Genomic DNA, 19,377 nt, shown 5'->3' on the forward strand with positions numbered 1-19,377 from the left:
GGTCACTTCGCAATCGCCCGGGCGGGCGCGCCGGACGGGGTCGGGACGGGGGCCTTCGGCCGGCGGGCGAACAGGCTGCCGAGGCCGGCGAGCCCCTTCGGGGCGAAGATCAGGAGCGCGATCAGGGCCATGGAATAGACCACGTCCTGCAGTTCCTTCAGGCCGCGCAGGAATTCGGGCAGCATCAACACCATGATGGCGCCGACGATCGGCCCCCAGGTGGTGCCGATGCCGCCGAGGAACAGCATCGTGAAGCTCTGGATCACCATGGCGGCGCCGAACACTTCCGGGCTGATGAAGCCGACGAAATGGGCGAACAGCGAGCCGGCCGCGGAGGCGTAGAGCGCGGCGATGACGAAGGCGGCGAGCTTGTAGCGGGCGACATCGATGCCGAGCGCGCGGGCGGCGGGCTCCGATCCGGCGATGGCGCGCAACGCCCGGCCGAAGCGGCTGTCGCGCAGGCGCACCGAGATCCAGACGCCGAGTAGCATCAGGAGCGTCAGCGCGACCAGCATCTGCTTCTCGTTGGCCAGTTCGAACTTCCACACCCCGAGCGGCGGGATGCCGGAAATGCCCATGTAGCCCTGGGTCAGGCCGTTCCACTCGATGCTGATCTCGTAGGTGATCAGGCCGAGCGCGAAGGTCGCCATGGCGAGATAGTGGCCGCGCAGCTTCAAGGTCGGTAGGCCGACCAGATAGGCGACCAGTCCGGCGAAGACCATCGAGACCAGGAAGGCGGCAAGCGGATCCCAATAGTGGTTGCCGCACAGGATCGCCGTGCCGTAGCCGCCGAGTGCGGCGAAGGCGTTCTGCCCGAACGAGGCCTGGCCGGTATAGCCCATGAAGAAATTGAGCCCGGTGCAGAAGATGCCGTAGATCGCCGCGAAGCCGATCACGGTCACCACATAGCCCGACGAGGTCAGCCCGAAGGCCATCACGCCGAGCACGACGGCGACCGGCAGCAGGGCGCGCCAGGGTCGGTCAGTGGAGGTAGAAACGCGAGAGATCATGATGCGATCCAACTTCGCTGGCGGCCAGTTCGGCGACGATGCCGCCGAGCGAAAGGACATAGACGCGCTTGGCGAGCCGGAGCGCCTGCGGGGCCTTCTGCTCGACGAGCAGGATGCCGAGGCCGTCGCGGTTCAAGGTGCCGAGCGTGTCCAGGATTTCGGCGGCGACGCGCGGGGCGAGGCCGAGCGAGGGTTCGTCGAGCATCAGGAGTTTCGGTTTGGCCATTAGCGCCCGGCCGATGGCGAGCATCTGCTGCTCGCCGCCGGAGAGCGAGGAGGCGGTCTGGCCGAAGCGCTCCTTCAGGCGCGGAAACAGCCGGAACACCTCTTCGAGCCGTGCCTCGACGCTTTCGCCGGCCGCGATCGTGTAGGCGCCGAGGATCAGATTCTCGCGCACCGACATCTGCCCGAACAGGCCGCGCCCTTCCTGGACCAGGATGATGCCCTCGCGGGCCCGGCCGTGGGTCGACAGCCGGGTGATGTCCCGGCCGCGGAAGCGGACCCGCCCGGAGGCCGGCGTGAGCCGCATCGCGGCGCGCAGCATGGTCGACTTGCCGGCCCCGTTGGGGCCGAGCACGGTGACGAACTCGCCTTCCGCGACGGTGAGGCTGGTCGGCTTCAGGGCCTGGACCTGGCCGTAGGCGGCGGCCAGGTCGACGAGTTCGATCAGGGGCGTACCGGTCATCGCGGCCGGGCTCACTTGACCTGGAACCGGCCGTCGCGAAGCACGCCGACCACGTAGGGATTCTCGGTGATCCCGACATGCTGCGTGGCGGTGAAGTTGAACTTGGCGAAGGCCCCCTGGATCGGCGGCAGCTTCTCCAGGGCGTCGCGGACGGCCGGGCCGTTATAGCTCTTGGCCAGTTCGACGGCGGTGGCGATCACGGTGATCGAATCCCAGCCGCGCGCGCCGGCATTCGGGTCGCGGTCGCCATACTTCTCGCGCCAGGCGGTCAGGAAGGTGTCGGCCGCCTTGCGGAAGGCACCGTCGGGGATCGAGGACGGGATCTGCACGGGCGGGGCGACGAACATGAAGCGCTCGCCGAGCACCTCGCCGGCGGCCTTCAGCGGCACGCCGTCGTCGAGGCTGGCCATCAGGATCATGGTATCGAGGCCGAGCTGCTTGATGTTCTTGGCGACCGTCACGGTCGAGCCGCCCTGGCCCATCTTGATGATGGCGCCGCCGCCGGCGGCGTTGATGCGGCCGATCTGAACGCTCATGTCGACATCGTCGGGCTTGTAGGTCTCGACGGCGACGACCTCGAAGCCGGAGTCCTGGGCGGTCTTCACCGCCACGTCCTTCATCAGCTGCGCATAGGGGGTCGGGTCGTGCATGATGCCGATCTTGCGCACCTGGCTGTTGGCCTTGAGCCAGCCGTAGCGGGCTTCCATCTCGAAGCGCGGCGGGGGCAGGATCGAGAAGGCCCATTTCTGCTCTTCCGGCCGCGGCGGCAGGATCGAGCACAGCACCATCGGGGTCTCGGAGCGGATCACGGCGCCGGCCGCGGCGAAGTTGCCGGCCGAGACGCAGCCGCTGGCGAAGATGTTGACCTTATCGTTGGACATCATCTTCCGGTAGACCACGACCGCTTCCTGCGGTTCGGACCGGTTGTCTTCGCCGATATATTCGATCTTCTTTCCGAGCAGGCCGCCCTTGGCGTTGATCGCCTCGATGGCGAGCATCTGGCCGTCGCGCCACGCGCGATCGGAGGCCGCCGCATAGCCGGTCAGGCCGAGCGCCGCGCCGATCTTGTAGGTCTCCTGAGCCTGGACGGCTCCCCCGGGCACGAACGACAGCAAGGCAGCCGCGATCACGGCCGCGCCAAGACGCGAGGTCATCGGTAGTTCCTCCCTATGTGTTTCGTTGTTCGAAACACTGTTCTAATATCGAAATGCTGCCCGACTTGGTCCGGAGTGTCAAGCGCCCGCGGCTTCCGCGGCCGGGCGGGGCATCGCCGGTGCGCCGCGATGGCCGAGCAGGGCGGAGACGGCGGCGGCGGCGCGCGTGGTCTCGCGCACCTGATCGTCGGAGGGCGGGTCCGGCAGGAACTGGATGGAATCGACGATCCCGACGGTGGCGACCAGCGTGCCGGTCGCGTCGAAGACCGGTGCGGCCAGCGCATTCAATCCGAGCAGGGACTCGTTCGGCCCGCCCGCCCAGCCCTGCCGCCGGATCAGTTCCAGTTCCTGCTCGAGCGCGGCGGGGCTGACGATGGTGTGCGGGGTCAGCATGTCGAGCCGGGAGCGCAGGATGCGGCGGCGCAGGATCTCGTCGCCATAGGCAAGTGCCACCTTGCCCTGGGCGGAGGCATGAAACGGCAGCAGGGAGCCGCGCCGCACGCCGATCTCGACCAGCGAGCGGCCGTTGATCGCGGTCTGCACCCGAATGCCGTCCTCCTCGACCAGCGACAGCACGCTGTAGTGGCCGAGCGCGTCGCGCAGGTCGCGCAGCACCGGCGTGGCGATGTCGACGAGGTCGAGATTGTCGCCGACCATGCGGGCGAGACCGACCAGCCGCGGGCCGACCTGATAGCGTTCGGTCTCGGTCTGCTGGGCCAGGTAGCCCCGCCCGACCAGGGTCTGCAGGTGCCGGTGGATCCGGCTCTTGGTGGTTCCGAGCGCCTGGGCGAGGGCGGTGACGCCGACCGGACGCCCCTCCTCGACCACGCGTTCGATGATCTGCAGGGCGAGCACAACGGCCTGCACGCCCTCTTCGCTCTTGCCCGTCACCTTCGGCATGGCTCATCTGCTCCGACGCCCCGGCGCCTTGACAATCCTGCCGGCTCCGGCGCACCTTCTGGGAAAATCGATACGACGTTTCGTTGTACGAAACATTCTGGGAGGAATCATCCGGCCATGTCAAGCGCGTCGCGGCCATCGCCGCGCGAGTTCCGCCGCCGCTTCCTGGCGGGCGAGACTCTCCTCGGCACGTTCCTGAAGACCCCGACCGGCCATGCCGCCGAGATCCTCGGCTCGGTCGGCCTGGATTTCGTCGTGCTCGACGTCGAGCATGCGCCGTTCGATCGCGGCAGCGTCGACCGGACCCTGATGGGCGCGCGGGCCGGCGGCATTGCCGGCATCGTCCGGGTCGCCCACGAGGGCGAGATCCTGGGCGCGCTCGACGACGGCGCCGCCGGCGTGCTGGTGCCGCATGTGTCGAGCCCCGAGCGGGCGCGCGAGGTGGTGGCTTGCGCGCGCTATCGCGGCGGCAAGCGCGGCTTTTCCAATTCGCCGCGGGCCGGCGACTATGGCGGCCGGGGCATCTGGCCGCATGTCGACGCGCAGGATGCCGAGGTCACGGTCATCGCCATGATCGAGGATCCGGAAGCGCTCGACTGCCTGGACGCCATCCTGGCGGTGCCGGGCCTCGACGGCGCCTTCATCGGCCGCGGCGACCTGACGGTCGCGCTCGGCGCCCCCGCCATGGACGCGCCGGCGGTGCGCGATGCGGCCGAACGCATCCTCGCCGCCGCCGGGCGGGCGAAGAAGCCGATCTGCATGATGGTCGCCAATGCGGCGGAAGCCGCCGATTTCGCCCGCCTCGGCGCCTCCGCCTTCATCGTCGCGTCCGACCAGGGGCTGATGCGCCAGATGGCCGCCAAGGTGCTGGCCGATTTCAAACCCCTGAAGGCGACCGATCAGGAAGGAAGACCCGCATGAGCGCCGCCGACACCGTCGAAGCCCGCATCGACCGGCTCATGGTCGGTGCCATCGACCCCCATGTCCATACCGGCCCGTCGATCGCGCCGCGCGCGCTCGACCACCTCGATCTCGCCCGCGACGGCTCGAAGGCCGGCATGGCGGCGATCGTCACCAAGGACCACGACTATTCCGGCGTGATGACCGCGGCCCTGATCGCGCGGCACAATCCGGAACTGACCACCAAGGTCTATTCCGGCATCGTGCTCAACAACGTCGTCGGCGGGCTCAACCCCTTCGCGGTCGAGCATACCGCCGCGATGGGCGGCAAGATCGTCTGGCTGCCGACCCTGACCGCCGAGCAGCATTTCCGCTGGGAGGCCGCATCCGGCCGGTCGCATCCGGCCTCGACGACCAAGATCCGCCATGCCGAGGTCATTCCGGTGACGGGCGCCGACGGCAAGCCGACGGATGCCGTCAAGGAGATCCTCGACGTGGTCGCGCGCACCGACATGGCGCTCGCCAGCGGCCATATCCACATCTCCGAGACCTGGACGGTGTTCGAGGAGGCGCAGCGGCGCGGCGTCAAGCGGCTGATCCTGACCCATCCGGAGGATATCGTCGACGGCAGCGCCAACGACGTGCGCGGCATCGCCGCCATGGGGGCGATGGTCGAGCATTCGCTGTGCATGTTCCTCGAGGGCTGCAAGTTCAAGTCGCGCGACGAGCAGGATCTGAAGATGTTCATCGACGCCGCCGGCGTCGACAACACCATCATGTGCTCGGATCTCGGCCAGGTCGGCACCTTCCATCCGATCGACGGCCTGCGCCGCGGCATGAAGCTGTGCATCGATTTCGGCTATTCGGACGACGACATCCGCAAGATGTTCTCGCTCAACACCGCCCGCGTGCTCGGCATCGCGGCCGACCTGCCGGCGGCGGCGTAGGCGCGGTCGCAGTCCGGCCCCGGTCGCAGTCCGGCCCCGGGCCGCGATCGGTTGGTGCGGCTGCGCGCCGCCGTCCGGAAGACGGCGCGGGCCGATCCGGCCGGACCGGTCACGCCGGGATGCGGCACTCGTATTCGAAGCGGTAGCGGCCGATCAGAACCGGGCCGTCGAGCACCGGGGCGAGCGCGGCGGCGAGATCGGCGAGTGCCCGGTCGAGCGGCGCCTCGTTGCAGGCTTCGACCAGGATCACCCAGGACGGCGCGGCGCCGATATCGTCGCGGCCGCGGCTCTCGGTGGTCTTGAGCGCGCTGGCGCCGAGATCGGTCCGGCACAGATGCGCGCCGGTCACCTGCGGCAGCGCGGCGGCGGCCGGCAGCGCCTCGTCGGCGATCAGGCCGGCGGCGTCCGCCTCGCGCCCCTCCGCCACGGCGAAGCGGATCGTGCCGAGAAGGCCGCCTGCGCCCGGACCGAGGCTCGCCTCGACCCGCGACAGCGCGCGCGCGGTGTTGCGGAAGGCGCTGGTGGCGCGCCGGGTCCACTCGGTCGGGGCGTTGAGCCGGGCCAGATAGGGCGCGCTGGTCTGCACCTCGGCGGTCTCGGTCTCGTAGAGGGTGAAGAATTCCGGACTGGTCGCCGCATCGAGGCCGACATAGCGCCGGCCGCGGCGGAAGCCCGGGATGGCGGCGCGTTCCGGCATGTGCTCATGCAGGTGCCAGGCATAGAACTCGTCGCGGCCTTCCGGCGTGATGTCGTTCCAGATGCAGATTGCGCCGCCGCCCGCCAATGCCATGTTGGTTCCTCAATAGGTTGCCCGGCCGCCCGACAGGTCGAATACGGCCCCGGTCGAATAGCTGCAATCGTCCGACAGAAGCCAGCCCGTCATGGCGGCAATCTCGTCGACGCCGACGAAGCGGCCCATCGGGATGCGCGCCAGGATCTCGGCCTTGCGGGCCGGCGTGATTTCCTTGGCCATGTCGGTCTCGGCCGCCGCCGGGGTGATGCAGTTGACCAGGATGCCGTGGGTCGCCAGTTCCTTGCCGAGGCTCTTGGTCATCGCGACGATGCCGGCTTTGGAGGCCGCATAGGCGCCGGCATTCGGCATGCCCTCCTTGGCCTGGATCGACGAGACGTTGACGATCCGGCCGCGGTCGGGACCCACGGCCTCCAGCATGCGCGGCACGCAGGCGGCCAGCACCAGGAAGGTGCCGGTCAGGTTGACGTCGATCACCCTGCGGAATTCGGCCGGCGGCTGCAGCCAGAGCGGGGCGACCGGGCCGAGGATGCCGGCATTGTTGACGAGGCCGCGGACCGTGCCGAAGGCCGCCCAGGTGGCATCCGCCGCGGCCGCGACCGACGCCTCGTCGGCAATGTCGCAGCCGAGGCCGAGGTGGGGGAGGCCGAGATGGTGGGGGCCGAGAGCGGACGCGGCGGCAATCGCGCCGGCCGCGTCCCGGTCCCAGAGCGCCAGCCGCCAGCCATCCGCGGCGAGGCGCCGCGCGATGGCCAGGCCGATGCCGCGCGCGCCGCCGGTGACGATGGCGGCGCGGCCCGTTTGCGCATCCCTGCTCATTTCGGCAGGAGATCGTTGCTGAAGAAGGACGCCGCGGTCATGTCGGTCTTGAGCTCCTGGTAGTCCTTCATCAGGTCGAGCGTCATCTGCCAGTCGGCCGGCGCCATGAAGCCGATCGCCGCCGTCGGGGCCGCCTTGGAGCGGACCAGCTTGAGCCCGGCCTGCAATTGCTTCAGCGCCATCGCCTTGTCCATGTCCGGCTTGACCTTGAGGCCCGCCGCGATCGCCGCCTCCGGGTCCTTCTCGGCCTCCGCATAGGCCTTCTGGGTCGCCCGGATGAAGCCCTCGACCAGCTTCGGCTTGTCCTTCAGCGTGTCGGCATGGACGTGGATGGCGAGACCCATCGTGTTCACGCCGTAGTCGGCATAGTTGAACACGGTCGACGCGACGCCCTTCTGCTCGAGGATGAAGGGCTGGTTTTCCGAGCCGCCGAGCAGGGCGTCGGCGCGCTTCTCTAGCACCGCGACCAGCTTGGTCGGGCCGTCGACGCGCAGGAAGTTGATCTTGGACTGGTCGAGCCCGGCGCCCTTGATCAGGGCCGGCAGGATGGTCAGCCCGGCCTCGCCGGTGGTCGCCGCGATGGTCCGGCCCTCGAGGTCCTTCATCGACTTGATGCCGCTGTCGGCGCGGGCGATGACCGCGAAGGGCGTCGTGTTCATGATGCCCATGACGGCCTTGATCGGCGCGCCCTTGGTGATGCCGTTGATGATGCTGGCACCGTCCGAGAGGCCGAAGGTGTCGCCCTTGGCGGCGACGATCTGCACGGCGCGGCCGGAGCCCTGGCCCTCGCCGACCTCCAGATCGATGCCCTCGGCCTTGTAGTAGCCGCGCTCGATGCCGAGGTAGAACGGGGTGTGGAAGCCGTAGATCAGCCAGTTCAGGCGCAGCGTCGCCTTTTCCTGCGCGACGGCCGGCGCCGAGGCCAGCATGACGATGCCGGCCGCCAGGCCGAGTAGGCTCTTCAAGGACTTCATGTGTTCCTCCCTTTTGGTTTTTTCAGGGGACTTGCCGGGGTGGGCCGGCTTTCAGATCGGATTCACGTCGCCATGGCCGCGCTGGGATACGTGCCAGGGGATCAGAATCTGCTCGACCAATTCGACCGCCGCATAGAGGGCAAAGCCCAGGGCGGTCAGGACGAAGACCGACCCGAAGGCCATCGAGGTGTTCAGGTTGCCGTTGGCTTCGAGCAGCAGGTAGCCGAGGCCGCGGTCGGAGGCGACGAATTCGGCCACCACGGCGGCCGTCGCCGACAGGGCCGCCGCCACCTTGATGCCGGTGAACAGCGTCGGCAGGGCATGCGGCACCTGCACGCGCAGGAAGATGCGCCAGCGTCCGGCGCCGGTGGAGCGCGCCAGATCCATGATGTCCGGATCGACCGAGCGGAAGGCGGTGATCGCCGAGACCACCACGGGGAAGAAGGACAGGAGGAACACCAGCAGCACCTTCGGGATCAGCCCGAAGCCGAACCAGATGATGAACAGCGGGGCGACCGCGATCTTGGGCACGATCTGGAAGAAGACCAGCAGCGGATAGACGGTCTTCTCCATGCCGCGCGAGAAGGCGACGATCAGCGCCAGCGCGATGCCGACGATCACCGCGGCGGCGAAGCCGATCAGCATCGGCTGCAGGGTGAACAGGGCGGCGCCGGAATACTGTACGCGGCGGTTCCAGAGCTCGACGAACACCGCCGAGGGCGCCGGCAGGATGTAGGCCGGCAGCCCGAAGCCGCGCGCCGCCACCTCCCAGAGGATCAGAAACCCCGCCACCGTCACCGCCACCTGCGCACCGCCGCGCAGGCGCCGGGCGACCGACCCGACCGCCTTGCCCATATCCCGAGCCTTCCTCCTTGAGCACCGGGCGTCGCTGCGGACGCAATCGCGGTGCTCACCGCACTGAATTCTCGGCTCCTGCGGTCGGATGTCCGATCCGATCCCCGGGGGCCGTCGCCGTTGGTTCGGCGGATTGACGCGGACCTCGCTTCATGCAAACTGAACGAAATCCATGATGGAACGATGTACCGTCAAATGCGGGTCGTCAAGTCTCAACTCTCCCACTGCCTCGCCGTCTTCGAAGCCATGGCGGATGCCCGCCATGCGCACCGGCTGACCGACCTCGCCCAGCGCCTGGATGCGCCGAAGTCGAGCGTGCAGCGGCTGCTCGAGCATCTCGCCGCCGAGGGCTGGGTCGAGCAGGACCCCTCGACCGAGCAGTACCGGCTGACGCTCCGCCTCGCCGTGCTCGGCCAGCGCTTCATGCAGACCGCCGGCATCGCCGACGCGACCGACGGCATCCTGCGCAACGTGGCGCGGCAGACGGCCGAGCTGGTCCGCCTGACGCTGGTCGACGACGACCGGCTGGTCTGGATCGGCTCGGCCCAGGGCGCCCCGCCCGGGCTCGTCTACCAGCCGTCCATGGGCGGGCGGATCGTCTCCTACGCGACCGCCAACGGGAAGGCGTGGCTCGCCACGCTGACCGACGAGGAAGCCTGCCGGATCGCGCTCCGGGACGGGCTCGGCCAGCCCTCCGCCGAGGTCGGCCCGCGCGCGCTGACCACCATCGAGGGTCTCGTCGGCGCGCTCGCCCGCGTCCGGGCCCAGGGCTTTGCGACCGCCGAGGAGGAGGCCGAAGCCGGCGTCGCCGCCGTGGCGGTGGCGGTGATCGATCCTGCGACCGGCCGAGCGCTCGGCGCGACCAGCGTCGCCGGCCCGGTCATGCGCCTGTCGCCGGAACGGCGGCCCGCAATGGTCGCGGCGCTGCGGGCGGCCGCGACCGAACTCGCCCGTGTCTGGCCGCTGCGGCGGCCCCAACAAGAAACTCTCGGGAGGCGTGAAGCCCTATGACGGCGTCGTCCGGAATATCCATCCGCGGGGTCAGCAAGGTCTATGGACAGGGCGAGCGCGCCACCACGGCGCTGGCCCCGATCGACCTCGATATCGAGCCCGGCGAATTCGTCGCCATCGTCGGTCCGTCCGGCTGCGGCAAGTCCACGCTGTTGCGCCTGATCACCGGCCTGGTGCCGCGCACCGGCGGGGAGCTGACCGTGTTCGGCAAGTCCGTCACCGCGCCGGTCACCGATATCGGCATCGTGTTCCAGCAGCCGATCCTGCTCGAATGGCGCAACGTGCTCGAAAACGTGCTGTTCCAGATCGACATGCGCGGCCTCGACCGGGCCCGCTATCTGCCCAAGGCGATGGAATTGCTCAAGGCCGTCGGCCTGGAGGATTTTGCCGACCGGCGTCCCTACGAACTGTCCGGCGGCATGCGCCAGCGCGCATCGATCGCCCGCGGCCTGGTCCACGAGCCGCCGCTCCTGATGATGGACGAGCCCTTCGGCGCGCTCGATGCGCTGACCCGCGAACAGATGCGCATCGATCTCGAACGGCTGTGGATGGAGACGCGCAAGACGGTCGTGTTCATCACCCACTCGATCGACGAGGCCGTGCTGCTCGCCGACCGCGTCGTGGTCATGTCGCCGCGGCCGGGCCGGATCGAGACCATCATGACCATCGACATCCCGCGGCCGCGCGGGCTCGGCGCGCGCAAGGACCCGCGCTTCGTCGCGGCGACCGATGCGATCACGGAGATCTTCCTGGAGCGCGGCGTCTTCTCCGCCGGCGGCCACGGATGACCGGCCTCGCCGCCCTCGGGGCGATCCTGGCCGAACAGCGCCGCGTGTTCGAGGCCGTCGACGCGGCGGGCTTCGACGCCCTCGCAACCCGCATGGCGGCGGCGCGGCGGGTCTTTCTCTACGGCGTCGGCCGCAACGGGCTCGTCCTGCAGGCCGCCGCCATGCGGCTCGCCCATCTCGGCATCGACGCCCATTTCGTCGGCCAGCTGTCCGCCCCGCCGGCCGGGCCGGGCGATCTCGTCCTGGTCGCCGCGGCACTGGGGTCGCTGCCGACGGCCGACGCGGTGATCGCCGCCGCCCGTCGTGTCGGAGCGGCGATCGCGGTCGTCACCGCGCGCCCGGGCGCCGTGCCGGAGTCCGACCTCATTCTGTGCCTGCCGGCGCAGACCATGGCGGATGCACCGGTAAGCCCGCTGCCGCTCGGCTCGGCCTTCGAACTGGCCTTGCATCTCCTCTGCGAAATGCTGCTTCTCGACCTGGCCGCGCGACTCGGCCGCAGTCATGCCGACCTCGCCGCCCGCCACGCCAATCTCCTCTGAGCCGGATTGCCCTCGATGATCGCACAGCCCTCCTTTTCGGCCCGTCTGATCGAGGCCCGCCGTGACGGGCGGCGCATCGCCGCGACCGACGGTCCGGCCACGATCGACGCGGCCTATGGCTGTCAGGCCGGCATCCTGGCGGCGCTGGGGTCCGGCGTCGCCGGCTGGAAGGTCGCGCTGCCGCCCGGCCAGGGCGCCGTCGCCGCACCGCTGCCGAGCGTCGTCACCGTGACGGCGCCGGCCCGATGGACCTGGGGCGAGGGACTGGCGATCGAACTGGAGATCGCGGTCCGGCTCGGCCGCGATCTGCCGCCCGGTCCGATTTCCAGGGCCGATCTCGTTGCCGCGATCGACGGTTGGGTGTTCGGCATCGAGATGGTCCGCCACCGGCTGGAGAGCGGCAGTGCGGCGCCGTTTCCGTGCTTCCTGGCCGACAGCCTGGCCAATGATGGCTATGTCGTCGGCCCCGCCGTCCCGGCCGACATCGATCTCGCCGGTCGGACCTGCCGCGCGACGCTCGACGGCGCCGCGCTCGTCTCGGCGCCCGCCGTGCATCCGCAGGGCGACACGCTCGCCCCGCTGGTCGCCTGGGCGGCGGTGCAGGCCGACCGCTGCGGCGGTCTCAAGGCCGGCCAGATCGTCACCACCGGCGCGCTCTGCGGGCTGGTGCCCGTGCCGGGGCCGGGCCTCGTGGAGGCGACGCTCGACGGGTTCGCGCCGATCCGGATCGCGGTCCTGCCTGCCGCCTGACGACGGTCGCGCGCGGAACGGCCTGCCACCAAGGCGTTTGGAGGCGGGGACAGCATGGGCAGGCTGCACCGGTCTTCAGGACGACGCGGAAGGCTGCTAGGTTTCCTGCGGTTTAAGGCAACGGACCGGTTCCCCCGTACCGGGTGCGGAGCACAAGCCGACCGGCTTTCGCGCGCAGCCACGCGCCGGTCGGTTGGCGAATGCGGCGCCCGGGTCGGCCGGGAAACTGCGTGCGCTCGATCCTTGGGGGCTTCCGTGATCAGACATGTGGCATCCGCGCTTCTCGGCGCCCTCTGCATCGTCGTCGGGCTCGCGGCCGGCGTAACGTCGGCCTCGGCCGAACGGCGCGTCGCGCTGCTGATCGGCAACAGCGCCTACCAGTCCAATGCGCAGCTTCCCAACCCGATCCGCGACGTTGAAGCGATCCGGCAGGTGCTGCAGTCGGCCGGTTTCGACGAGATCATTCCGGCGACCGACCTGACGCTGACCGGCATGAAACAGGCGCTCCGCCGGTTCGAGGATGCCGCGCAGGGTGCGGATGTCGCGATGGTCTACTATTCCGGCCACGGCATCGAGGTGAACGGGCAGAACTATCTGGTTCCGGTCGACGCCCGGCTGATGAGCGATCGCGACGTGCCGGACGAGGCGGTCCCGCTCGACCGCGTCCTGAGTGCCCTCGACGGCGCCCGCCAGCTGAAGCTCGTGCTGCTCGACGCCTGCCGCGACAATCCCTTCGTCTCGACCATGCAGCGGCGCACGGCCACGCGCAGCGTCACCCGCGGCCTCGGCCGGGTCGAGGCCGGCGCGCCGAACCTGCTCATCGCCTACGCGGCCGAGCCGGGCCGCGTCGCCTTCGACGGCGACGGCCAGGTCAGCCCCTTCTCCAAGGCGATCAGCCGGCATCTCGCGGCCGACGGGGCGGAGATCCGCCTCGCCCTCGGCCGCATCCGCGACGATGTCAGCATGATGACCGATGCCCGGCAGATCCCCTATTTCTCCGGTTCGCTCGGCGGGCGCGAGATCTATCTCGGCCGGCCGATGGCCGGCGGCGGCAGCGCCAGCGATCCGGACGCGACCATCCGCGCCGACTACCAGATGGCGCAGGCGGCCGGGACGATCGAGGCCTGGGATGCCTTCCTGCGCCGCTATCCGACCGGCTTCTATGCCGATCTCGCCGAACAGTCGCGCCGCAAGCTGTCCCGGCCGATCGCCTCGCTGACGCCGTCCGGCGGTCCGTCGGAGTTCACCGGCGTCGTCCCGATCGCGACCCTGCCGCTCGACGGCACCTGGTCAGGGCAATACACCTACACCAACCTCAAGCAGAACCCGGTGCCCTTCGCGGTGTCGCTGAACGGCATGGGCGACCGCGTCACCGGCCTCTCCTCGGAGCCGAACACCTTCGGCAACAAGTCCACGACGCAGCTGCGCGCCACCTGGGCCGGACGCGTCGCCGCCGATGGCGGCATCGTGCTGACCAAGACCTATGACGGGTCCGGCGGGGTCAGCCATTCCATCACCTATCGCGGCCGCCTCAATCGTGCCGGAGACGTGATCGAAGGAGAGTGGCAGGTCGGCACGAACCGCGGCAGGTTCACGCTGTCGCGGCAATAGGCTGCCGCCGACTCGGGGAGTTCGCGGAGATGACGATGACAGCGGGCCTGGTGCGGGCCGCGGGCCTTTGGCTGGCCGGGGTGCTGGCTTTCGGCGGGATCGGTCCGGTGGCCGCGGCCGACGGGACCGTCGGCAAGCCCGAGATCCTGGACACCAACTACCAGTATCCGGAAGGCGCCTATATCCATCGCGGCATCCTGTTCATGACCGACATGTCGGCCGGTCAGATCAAGCTCTACGATGCGAAGACGGCGGCGCCGAAGACGGTCTGGTCGATCCAGAATTGCGGCCCGACCGGGATCGTCGCGATGGCCGACGACCAGTACCTGATCAACTGTCATCTGGCCGGCGCGGTGGTGTTTCTCGACCGCAACGGCCAGGTCCGCAAGGTGGTCGCCGAGGACAGTGCCGGCACGCGCATCCGTTGGCCGAACGACCTGACCACCGACGGCGACGGCGGCGCCTTCGTGACCGATTCCGGGTTGTTCGACGCTTCCGCGCCGGCGACCGGCTCGATCGTCCATGTCTGGCGCGACGGCCGCGCCGAGCGGCTGAAGGGCGGCATCCGCTACGCCAACGGTATCTATTTCGACAGCGCGACCCGCGATCTGTTCGTCTCCGAGCATATCGGCCGGCGCATCCTCGCCTACACGGTGACGCCGGACTTCAAGCTCGTCGACGACCGCGTCCTGATCACGCTCGGCATCCCGAAGCCGTCCGGCTTCCCCTTCTACGACAAGACCGGGCCGGACGGCATCGATGTCGACGAGAACGACAACCTGCTGGTGCCCGAATACGGTGCCGGCCGCATCATGCGGATCAGCCGCAAGGGCGAATATCTCGGCGCGATTCCCGTGCCGATGCAGTTCGTCACCACGGTGATCCGGTCCGACGACCGCCAGATGGCCTATTTCGGCGGTCCGTCCGACATTCACTCCGCGCAGGGTGCCGGCGCCATGGGGCGCATCCGCTTGAAGCCGGTCGACTGATGACGACGCGCGCGGGGGTGGCGATCCGCCTTATGGCCGGGGCCGGGCTCGCGCTGATGCTGGCGGCGGCCCCGGTGCGGGCTGCCGAGGCGGCGCCGCCGGCACTGCCGCCGGAGATCGAGGCCGTCGCCGCCGAGGCGCGCGCGGTGCTGCCTGCCTTGGGCGCGCCGATCGCCGCCTGCATCGCGCGCCGCGACACCGGCCATCCGGTCTTCCATGGCTGCATCGATTGGCATTCCGCCGTCCACGGCCATTGGGCGCTCATCGCACTGACCGCGGCGACCGGCGATCCGGCCTTCGCGGCGCCCGCGCTGGCGCGGCTTGAGGCTCGCGGACGGATGGCCGAGGAGGCCGCCTTCCTGGCGGCAAACCCGGATTTCGAGATGCCCTACGGCCGGGCCTGGTTCCTGCGCCTTGTTGCGGAACATGCCCGTCTGACCGGGCGCGACGACCTGGTCGGCTTCGGCGACCGGGTGGCGGCGAGCCTCGCCGCCTATCTGGAATCGATCCCGCCCGACCCGCTCGGAACCGCCTATCGCAGCCAGTCCTGGGCGCTGATCAACCTGCTCGACTATGCCGCCTTCCGGGGAGACGCGCGGCTTTCCGCCCGCGCCCGCCGGCTGGTGCGGCAGGGCTTCACCGATCCGGGCACGATCGGCCGGGCCTGCCGGGGCGGCTTCGACCGCGGCAGCTTCATGGCGGTCTGCCCGAACCTGCTCTGGCTCGCCGCGCTGACCGAAGACCGTGCGAGCCTGCTCCGGCTGATCCGCGACGACAGGGTGCTCGACGGTTTCGGCGCGCCGGCCGGCAAGGCGTCGACCGTGCACGAGCGCGGCCTGCGCTTCAGCCGGGCCTGGGGTCTGTGGGCCGTGTGGCGGGCGAGCGGCGAGCCGGCCGCCGCCCGCGCCTATGCCGACCATGTCGCGGCGGCGCTCGCCGCCCGCGACTGGCAGGGCAGCTACGAGGCGGTCGGCCACTGGGTCGCCCAGTTCGGCGTGCTCGCGCTGAGGCCGCTGGTCAGGCCCGGGACGTGACCGGCACGGGGCGCGGGGCGGCCTCGCGCAGGCGCACGGCCATGATGGCGAGCGCGGTCGCGAGCGTCACGGCGCCCATGCCGTAGGTGATCGCGCGCGAGCCCATGGTCGGGATCAGCCAGAAGCTGGTCACCAGCACGCCGAGGATGTTGCCGGCGGTCGAGACCGCATAGACCAGCCCCGAGATGCGGCCCGCATCGGTATGGGCGGTGATCAGCAGGCGCACCGAGAAGGGCGAGAACACGCTGAGCGCGGTCAGCGGGAAGGCGAGCAGCAGCACGGTCGCCAGGAAGGCGCCGACCGGACCGTCGCCGGCGACATCGAGCGCGAACAGGATGACCTTGTCGGAGATCAGCGGGATGGCCAGCATGTAGAGGCCGGACGTGGCGATGATCGCGCCGAGCACGCGTTGGTCCGGATGCGCGTCGGCGATCATGCCGCCGACGAAATAGCCGACCATCAGCGCGATCAGCACCACCGAGATCAGCACCGCCCAGGTATTCAGGCCGCCACCGAAATAGGGATAGAGATAGCGGCTGCCGAGCATTTCGAAGCTCATCAGCGAGAAGCCGAGCAGGAAGGCGTAGAGGCAGAGCAGGAGGGCGTTGGTGGTCCGGGCAGTCATCGGCGGCTTGGCCTCGCTCACTTCCACTTCTCGTTCTTCCGCTCGATCGCGTGCAGCGTCTCGACCGGGGCGAAATCGTCGGTCAGGATCTGGCCCTTGACCGGATTGGACGGCTCGCGCCGGCCCTTGACCAGATCGGTCAGCGGATAGCGGAACGCATATTTCGCCTGAAGGGCCTCGGCGCGCTTGAGGAGTTCCGCGTCGGACAGCCGTTCGGCGTCGTTATAGGCGACCAGCACGACATTGCCGGCGGCCGGGAAGAAGTCGACCTGCCGGAACACCGACTTCATGGTCGCCACGGCGGCGTTGAACACCATGGTCGAGGGCTCGACATTCTGCGCGACGATGCCGCCCTCGGTCAGATGCTCGGCGACCTTGACGTAGAATTCCTTGGTCAGCAGGTGGAACGGCACGAAGGGGCCGCGATAGGCGTCGATGCAGATCAGGTCGTAGCGCTTGGCCGGATTGCGCAGGAGGAACAGACGCCCGTCCATGGCGACCGGCGCGAAGTTCTTCTCCTCCTTCACGGCGAAGTATTTCTTGGCCAGATCGATCACCACCGGGTCGATCTCGGCCACGTCGATCGCCGCGTCGGGCAGATGGACATGCAGGTACCACGAGGTCCGGCCGCCGCCGAGGCCGATCTGCAGGATCGAATCCTGCTTCTTCGTGTAGGCGACCGCGGCGGTCATGAATTTGGTATACTCGACCGGCAGCGCCTTGGTGTCAGTCGTATCCATGACCGATTCCGTATAGAGGCGCTTGTTGTGGCCGAAGGTCATCGAGACCTGGGTGCCGCGCTTGTAGATATAGATGTTGTTGTACTGGCTCTCGACGAACTCGACCGGATCGTCACCCGTCTGGGCCCAAGCCGGGCCGGCCAGGGCGAGGGTCGGAAGCCAGAAGGCCGCCTTGGCGAACTGGCGCCGGCTGAGATGCTGCATCGGAAGGACTCCGGTCGGGGCTCGGGTGCCGTCGGGCGGCAGGGGCTCCCTGTTCAATAGTGCGCCCCCGTGACGATTGCCAGCCGAGCCGCCGTTCGTGGTCCATCACAATGTCGGTTCGCGCCGTTTCGCGCGGACTGCGGTTGCCTGCGCAAGGGGGTGCTCGAAGCGAGGCATTCCGGCTGATCCGACGCCCTCCCGTTTCCGGCCTCCTCGGTCCAGGTGACGTGAGTCTGTTTGATGGCTCGAAAGCCGGCCAGCCCGTAGACAGGGACCTGTCACGATGCGAGGCTCTATCAAGAAAAATGCAGACCTTGCCCTTCGGAAAGACTCTCGGATTGCATTGCGATGAGGCTCGGAGACGAAAGAATGTCCGTTTCAGTCAAGCAAATTGAAGCAATCATGAAGCTGACCCCCGCGGAGCGGTACGATCACTTCGTGAAGGTCGTGTGCGATACACAAGAGGTTTGGAGTCTCTATTCGGACGGATGGGTGATGTCGCAAACCGACGATGGAACACCGACCTTCCCGGTGTGGCCGCGGAAGGAATATGCAGCACTGAATGCCGTAGACCATTGGGCTGATTTTGAACCCCGATCCATTGAACTTTCGGAATTCCTGGATGTCGTTATTCCGGAGCTGACGGAAGAAGGGGGGCTGGTATCCGTGTTCCCTGTTGAAGAAAATGTCGCCGATGCAACCAACGATCGCGTGGAACAGGATATCCGCGATTACTTGAATGAGTGGTATGGGTAATTGAGTTGATCTGGGACCTCCGAGGCAGACCGCCGCCGTGCTGCGCGTCGGCCTCGAAGGCCGACCCGGCCGGACGCTGCCCGTTGCCGACCCGGCGAATGGCAGATCGGACTTGGGGCTCTGCGGATCGAAGCCCTGCGGTTCGCGACCGACCCGCCCCCTTCCCAACGGATTGTCGGGTGGCAAGATGGTTCGGGGTTGCGAGGCTTAACAAGTCGGGGCGGGGCTTCTAGTGTCGTGAATGTAAGAGTTGACGCTCCGTCGGGGCGCCGTTCGGGGGAGGGGACGCCATGGGTCGGATGAGCATTTCGGGTCGGGTGGCTGCAGGCCCGGCGTTCGGGGTCCCGGCGTTCGGGGCTTTCGCCTTCGGCCTGGCGGCCCTGGCGGCGACGCTGGTGGCGCCGGTTTCGGCCTCGGCGCAGGCGGCGCGCGACCTGACGGTGGTGACCAAGCCGGAGCGGCCGCGGCCGCGTCCCGAGGCGGGCGGCGGCGGCGGGTCGGGCGTGTCGGGCCCGGTGACGGTGTCGCTGGTGCCGTCGGGCTCGCCGGTGATCCGGATCGGCGACCCGATCCGGTTCAAGGTGGTGTCGACCCATGCGGGCTTCGGCCATGTCTATGTGATGAGCGCCTCGGGGCGGGTGCAACTGTGGGCGGAGAACCTGCGGCTCCAGGCCGGGGTGCCGGTCGACCTGCCGCGGCGGGGGCTGGCGATCGTGGCGGCGCCGCCGGCGGGCGACGAGACGGTGCTGTTCGTGGCGACGCGCAAGCGCTTCCAGGGCTTCCTGGGCGGGTCGACGACGGCCAATCCGGCGGAACTGCAGATCACGCGGGACAGCCTGCTGCCGACCCTGCAGGGCAAGCTCGGCGTCTTCCCGCGCGAGCATTGGGGCTTCGCCCAGCTGGTCATCCGCGTCACCGAGTGAGGCCGGCGCGGCGGGCCGGCTGGCCGGCCGGGACTGTCCGGCAGGCCGGCTGACTGGGCGGCGGGGCGGGGCACCGGGTTCCGATCCGGTTCCGGGATGCCTCGGTCCAGCCGAACCGTCCATCGCCTTCTATCCATCGCTTCCGATCCATCGCTTCCGTTCCAACGTTTCCGAGACCATCCGGGCGGCGCGCGGCGCCGGCCCGCATCCCAAGGAGAGTTCCATGCGCCATTCGATCGCCGTCGCGGGGCTCGCGGCCCTGCTTCTCGCCAGCGCCGCGGCCGTGCCGGCCTCGGCCCAGACGGTGCGCGACCTGTCGGTCGTGCAGAGCCAGGCCTACGAGGCGGTCAAGCCGCGGCCGGGCCCGCTGACGGTGCTGACCCTGCTCGACCGGGCCGACGCGACCTATGCG

At 69.2% G+C, this 19,377-nt stretch carries 22 protein-coding genes; 12 read left to right on the plus strand and 10 right to left on the minus strand.

The genetic code is table 11. From position 1 onward, the window contains the following. Positions 1-2 precede the first annotated feature (2 nt). The 4 genes from ABB55_RS19610 to ABB55_RS19625 all read right to left on the minus strand — a co-directional run bounded on the left by ABB55_RS19610 (position 3) and on the right by ABB55_RS19625 (position 3,749). Positions 3-1,010 (minus strand): branched-chain amino acid ABC transporter permease, encoded by a 1,008-nt coding sequence (locus ABB55_RS19610; RefSeq protein WP_160321274.1) that lies wholly within the window; start codon positions 1,008-1,010, stop codon positions 3-5. Continuing rightward, positions 982-1,695, minus strand: coding sequence for an ABC transporter ATP-binding protein (locus ABB55_RS19615; protein WP_054360314.1), 714 nt, complete (start codon positions 1,693-1,695; stop codon positions 982-984). Before ABB55_RS19615 ends, ABB55_RS19610 begins: the two co-directional genes overlap by 29 nt. 11 nt (positions 1,696-1,706) lie before the next feature. After that, entirely contained in the window at positions 1,707-2,849 is a 1,143-nt protein-coding gene (locus ABB55_RS19620; protein ID WP_054360315.1) for an ABC transporter substrate-binding protein, read from the minus strand. Between the two features lie 78 nt (positions 2,850-2,927). Next, positions 2,928-3,749, minus strand: coding sequence for an IclR family transcriptional regulator (locus ABB55_RS19625; protein WP_054360316.1), 822 nt, complete (start codon positions 3,747-3,749; stop codon positions 2,928-2,930). Between the two features lie 117 nt (positions 3,750-3,866). On the opposite strand from ABB55_RS19625, the gene ABB55_RS19630 reads away from it, so the two are divergent. Together ABB55_RS19630 and ABB55_RS19635 are read left to right on the plus strand one after the other, a co-directional pair. After that, complete coding sequence (locus ABB55_RS19630) at positions 3,867-4,670, plus strand: HpcH/HpaI aldolase family protein (protein ID WP_054360317.1); 804 nt, start codon at positions 3,867-3,869, stop codon at positions 4,668-4,670. Next, complete coding sequence (locus ABB55_RS19635; protein WP_054360318.1) at positions 4,667-5,596, plus strand: DUF6282 family protein; 930 nt, start codon at positions 4,667-4,669, stop codon at positions 5,594-5,596. The genes ABB55_RS19630 and ABB55_RS19635 overlap by 4 nt, the downstream gene beginning before the upstream one ends. 109 nt (positions 5,597-5,705) lie before the next feature. On the opposite strand, the gene ABB55_RS30450 is transcribed toward ABB55_RS19635, so the two are convergent. Genes ABB55_RS30450 through ABB55_RS19655 form a run of 4 tightly spaced genes read right to left on the minus strand, consistent with a single transcriptional unit; the run spans position 5,706 to position 8,995 of the window. After that, positions 5,706-6,386, minus strand: a complete 681-nt coding sequence (locus ABB55_RS30450; protein ID WP_054360319.1) for a hypothetical protein — start codon at positions 6,384-6,386, stop codon at positions 5,706-5,708. Between the two features lie 9 nt (positions 6,387-6,395). Further along, the gene (locus ABB55_RS19645; protein ID WP_054360320.1) at positions 6,396-7,166 is read right to left on the minus strand and encodes an SDR family NAD(P)-dependent oxidoreductase; all 771 of its coding nucleotides are present in this window, start codon (positions 7,164-7,166) and stop codon (positions 6,396-6,398) included. Then, on the minus strand, positions 7,163-8,140 hold the full coding sequence (locus ABB55_RS19650; RefSeq protein WP_054360321.1) for an ABC transporter substrate-binding protein: 978 nt from the start codon (positions 8,138-8,140) through the stop codon (positions 7,163-7,165). Before ABB55_RS19650 ends, ABB55_RS19645 begins: the two co-directional genes overlap by 4 nt. Positions 8,141-8,191: 51 nt before the next feature. Beyond that, positions 8,192-8,995, minus strand: coding sequence for an ABC transporter permease (locus ABB55_RS19655; RefSeq protein WP_054360322.1), 804 nt, complete (start codon positions 8,993-8,995; stop codon positions 8,192-8,194). A 183-nt stretch (positions 8,996-9,178) separates the two neighbouring features. On the opposite strand from ABB55_RS19655, the gene ABB55_RS19660 reads away from it, so the two are divergent. From ABB55_RS19660 to ABB55_RS19690, 7 genes are all read left to right on the plus strand, one after another. Next, the gene (locus ABB55_RS19660) at positions 9,179-10,006 is read left to right on the plus strand and encodes an IclR family transcriptional regulator (RefSeq protein WP_083463775.1); all 828 of its coding nucleotides are present in this window, start codon (positions 9,179-9,181) and stop codon (positions 10,004-10,006) included. Beyond that, positions 10,003-10,794: an ABC transporter ATP-binding protein gene (locus ABB55_RS19665; RefSeq protein ID WP_054360324.1), complete on the plus strand. Its 792-nt coding sequence runs from the start codon at positions 10,003-10,005 to the stop codon at positions 10,792-10,794. The genes ABB55_RS19660 and ABB55_RS19665 overlap by 4 nt, the downstream gene beginning before the upstream one ends. Then, positions 10,791-11,333 carry a phosphoheptose isomerase family protein gene (locus ABB55_RS19670; RefSeq protein WP_054360325.1) on the plus strand — a complete coding sequence of 181 codons (543 nt, stop codon included), beginning with the start codon at positions 10,791-10,793 and terminating at the stop codon, positions 11,331-11,333. Before ABB55_RS19665 ends, ABB55_RS19670 begins: the two co-directional genes overlap by 4 nt. A 15-nt stretch (positions 11,334-11,348) precedes the next feature. After that, positions 11,349-12,083: a fumarylacetoacetate hydrolase family protein gene (locus ABB55_RS19675; protein WP_054360326.1), complete on the plus strand. Its 735-nt coding sequence runs from the start codon at positions 11,349-11,351 to the stop codon at positions 12,081-12,083. 255 nt (positions 12,084-12,338) lie between these two features. Then, positions 12,339-13,694: a caspase family protein gene (locus tag ABB55_RS19680; protein WP_160321275.1), complete on the plus strand. Its 1,356-nt coding sequence runs from the start codon at positions 12,339-12,341 to the stop codon at positions 13,692-13,694. A gap of 29 nt (positions 13,695-13,723) precedes the next feature. Beyond that, positions 13,724-14,683, plus strand: coding sequence for an SMP-30/gluconolactonase/LRE family protein (locus ABB55_RS19685; protein WP_054360328.1), 960 nt, complete (start codon positions 13,724-13,726; stop codon positions 14,681-14,683). Continuing rightward, complete coding sequence (locus ABB55_RS19690; RefSeq protein WP_083463777.1) at positions 14,683-15,717, plus strand: DUF2891 family protein; 1,035 nt, start codon at positions 14,683-14,685, stop codon at positions 15,715-15,717. The genes ABB55_RS19685 and ABB55_RS19690 overlap by 1 nt, the downstream gene beginning before the upstream one ends. On the opposite strand, the gene ABB55_RS19695 is transcribed toward ABB55_RS19690, so the two are convergent. Continuing rightward, positions 15,701-16,363, minus strand: a complete 663-nt coding sequence (locus ABB55_RS19695; protein WP_338053656.1) for a fused MFS/spermidine synthase — start codon at positions 16,361-16,363, stop codon at positions 15,701-15,703. The genes ABB55_RS19690 and ABB55_RS19695 overlap by 17 nt on opposite strands. Next, on the minus strand, positions 16,360-17,286 hold the full coding sequence (locus tag ABB55_RS19700) for a spermidine synthase (protein ID WP_152982113.1): 927 nt from the start codon (positions 17,284-17,286) through the stop codon (positions 16,360-16,362). The genes ABB55_RS19695 and ABB55_RS19700 overlap by 4 nt, the downstream gene beginning before the upstream one ends. A gap of 369 nt (positions 17,287-17,655) precedes the next feature. Here ABB55_RS19700 and ABB55_RS19705 point away from each other — a divergent pair, with 369 nt between their 5' ends. The 3 genes from ABB55_RS19705 to ABB55_RS30455 all read left to right on the plus strand — a co-directional run. Continuing rightward, positions 17,656-18,042: a DUF2750 domain-containing protein gene (locus ABB55_RS19705; protein ID WP_160321276.1), complete on the plus strand. Its 387-nt coding sequence runs from the start codon at positions 17,656-17,658 to the stop codon at positions 18,040-18,042. 290 nt (positions 18,043-18,332) lie between these two features. Beyond that, positions 18,333-18,965 carry a DUF4384 domain-containing protein gene (locus ABB55_RS19710; RefSeq protein WP_083463778.1) on the plus strand — a complete coding sequence of 211 codons (633 nt, stop codon included), beginning with the start codon at positions 18,333-18,335 and terminating at the stop codon, positions 18,963-18,965. 223 nt (positions 18,966-19,188) lie between these two features. Further along, a partial coding sequence (locus tag ABB55_RS30455; RefSeq protein WP_054360332.1) for a hypothetical protein occupies positions 19,189-19,377 on the plus strand: 189 nt, incomplete at its 3' end.

Source organism: Prosthecodimorpha hirschii, from assembly GCF_001305515.1.
GTDB lineage: Bacteria > Pseudomonadota > Alphaproteobacteria > Rhizobiales > Ancalomicrobiaceae > Prosthecodimorpha > Prosthecodimorpha hirschii.

What these genes read in the sequence shown, in the direction of transcription:
- ABB55_RS19610 (WP_160321274.1), bottom strand. Translation starts at nt 1,010, where the DNA reads ATGATCTCTCGCGTTTCTACCTCCACTGACCGACCCTGGCGCGCCCTG.
- ABB55_RS19615 (WP_054360314.1), bottom strand. Translation starts at nt 1,695, where the DNA reads ATGACCGGTACGCCCCTGATCGAACTCGTCGACCTGGCCGCCGCCTAC.
- ABB55_RS19620 (WP_054360315.1), bottom strand. Translation starts at nt 2,849, where the DNA reads ATGACCTCGCGTCTTGGCGCGGCCGTGATCGCGGCTGCCTTGCTGTCG.
- ABB55_RS19625 (WP_054360316.1), bottom strand. Translation starts at nt 3,749, where the DNA reads ATGCCGAAGGTGACGGGCAAGAGCGAAGAGGGCGTGCAGGCCGTTGTG.
- ABB55_RS19630 (WP_054360317.1), top strand. Translation starts at nt 3,867, where the DNA reads ATGTCAAGCGCGTCGCGGCCATCGCCGCGCGAGTTCCGCCGCCGCTTC.
- ABB55_RS19635 (WP_054360318.1), top strand. Translation starts at nt 4,667, where the DNA reads ATGAGCGCCGCCGACACCGTCGAAGCCCGCATCGACCGGCTCATGGTC.
- ABB55_RS30450 (WP_054360319.1), bottom strand. Translation starts at nt 6,386, where the DNA reads ATGGCATTGGCGGGCGGCGGCGCAATCTGCATCTGGAACGACATCACG.
- ABB55_RS19645 (WP_054360320.1), bottom strand. Translation starts at nt 7,166, where the DNA reads ATGAGCAGGGATGCGCAAACGGGCCGCGCCGCCATCGTCACCGGCGGC.
- ABB55_RS19650 (WP_054360321.1), bottom strand. Translation starts at nt 8,140, where the DNA reads ATGAAGTCCTTGAAGAGCCTACTCGGCCTGGCGGCCGGCATCGTCATG.
- ABB55_RS19655 (WP_054360322.1), bottom strand. Translation starts at nt 8,995, where the DNA reads ATGGGCAAGGCGGTCGGGTCGGTCGCCCGGCGCCTGCGCGGCGGTGCG.
- ABB55_RS19660 (WP_083463775.1), top strand. Translation starts at nt 9,179, where the DNA reads ATGTACCGTCAAATGCGGGTCGTCAAGTCTCAACTCTCCCACTGCCTC.
- ABB55_RS19665 (WP_054360324.1), top strand. Translation starts at nt 10,003, where the DNA reads ATGACGGCGTCGTCCGGAATATCCATCCGCGGGGTCAGCAAGGTCTAT.
- ABB55_RS19670 (WP_054360325.1), top strand. Translation starts at nt 10,791, where the DNA reads ATGACCGGCCTCGCCGCCCTCGGGGCGATCCTGGCCGAACAGCGCCGC.
- ABB55_RS19675 (WP_054360326.1), top strand. Translation starts at nt 11,349, where the DNA reads ATGATCGCACAGCCCTCCTTTTCGGCCCGTCTGATCGAGGCCCGCCGT.
- ABB55_RS19685 (WP_054360328.1), top strand. Translation starts at nt 13,724, where the DNA reads ATGACGATGACAGCGGGCCTGGTGCGGGCCGCGGGCCTTTGGCTGGCC.
- ABB55_RS19690 (WP_083463777.1), top strand. Translation starts at nt 14,683, where the DNA reads ATGACGACGCGCGCGGGGGTGGCGATCCGCCTTATGGCCGGGGCCGGG.
- ABB55_RS19700 (WP_152982113.1), bottom strand. Translation starts at nt 17,286, where the DNA reads ATGCAGCATCTCAGCCGGCGCCAGTTCGCCAAGGCGGCCTTCTGGCTT.
- ABB55_RS19705 (WP_160321276.1), top strand. Translation starts at nt 17,656, where the DNA reads ATGTCCGTTTCAGTCAAGCAAATTGAAGCAATCATGAAGCTGACCCCC.
- ABB55_RS19710 (WP_083463778.1), top strand. Translation starts at nt 18,333, where the DNA reads ATGGGTCGGATGAGCATTTCGGGTCGGGTGGCTGCAGGCCCGGCGTTC.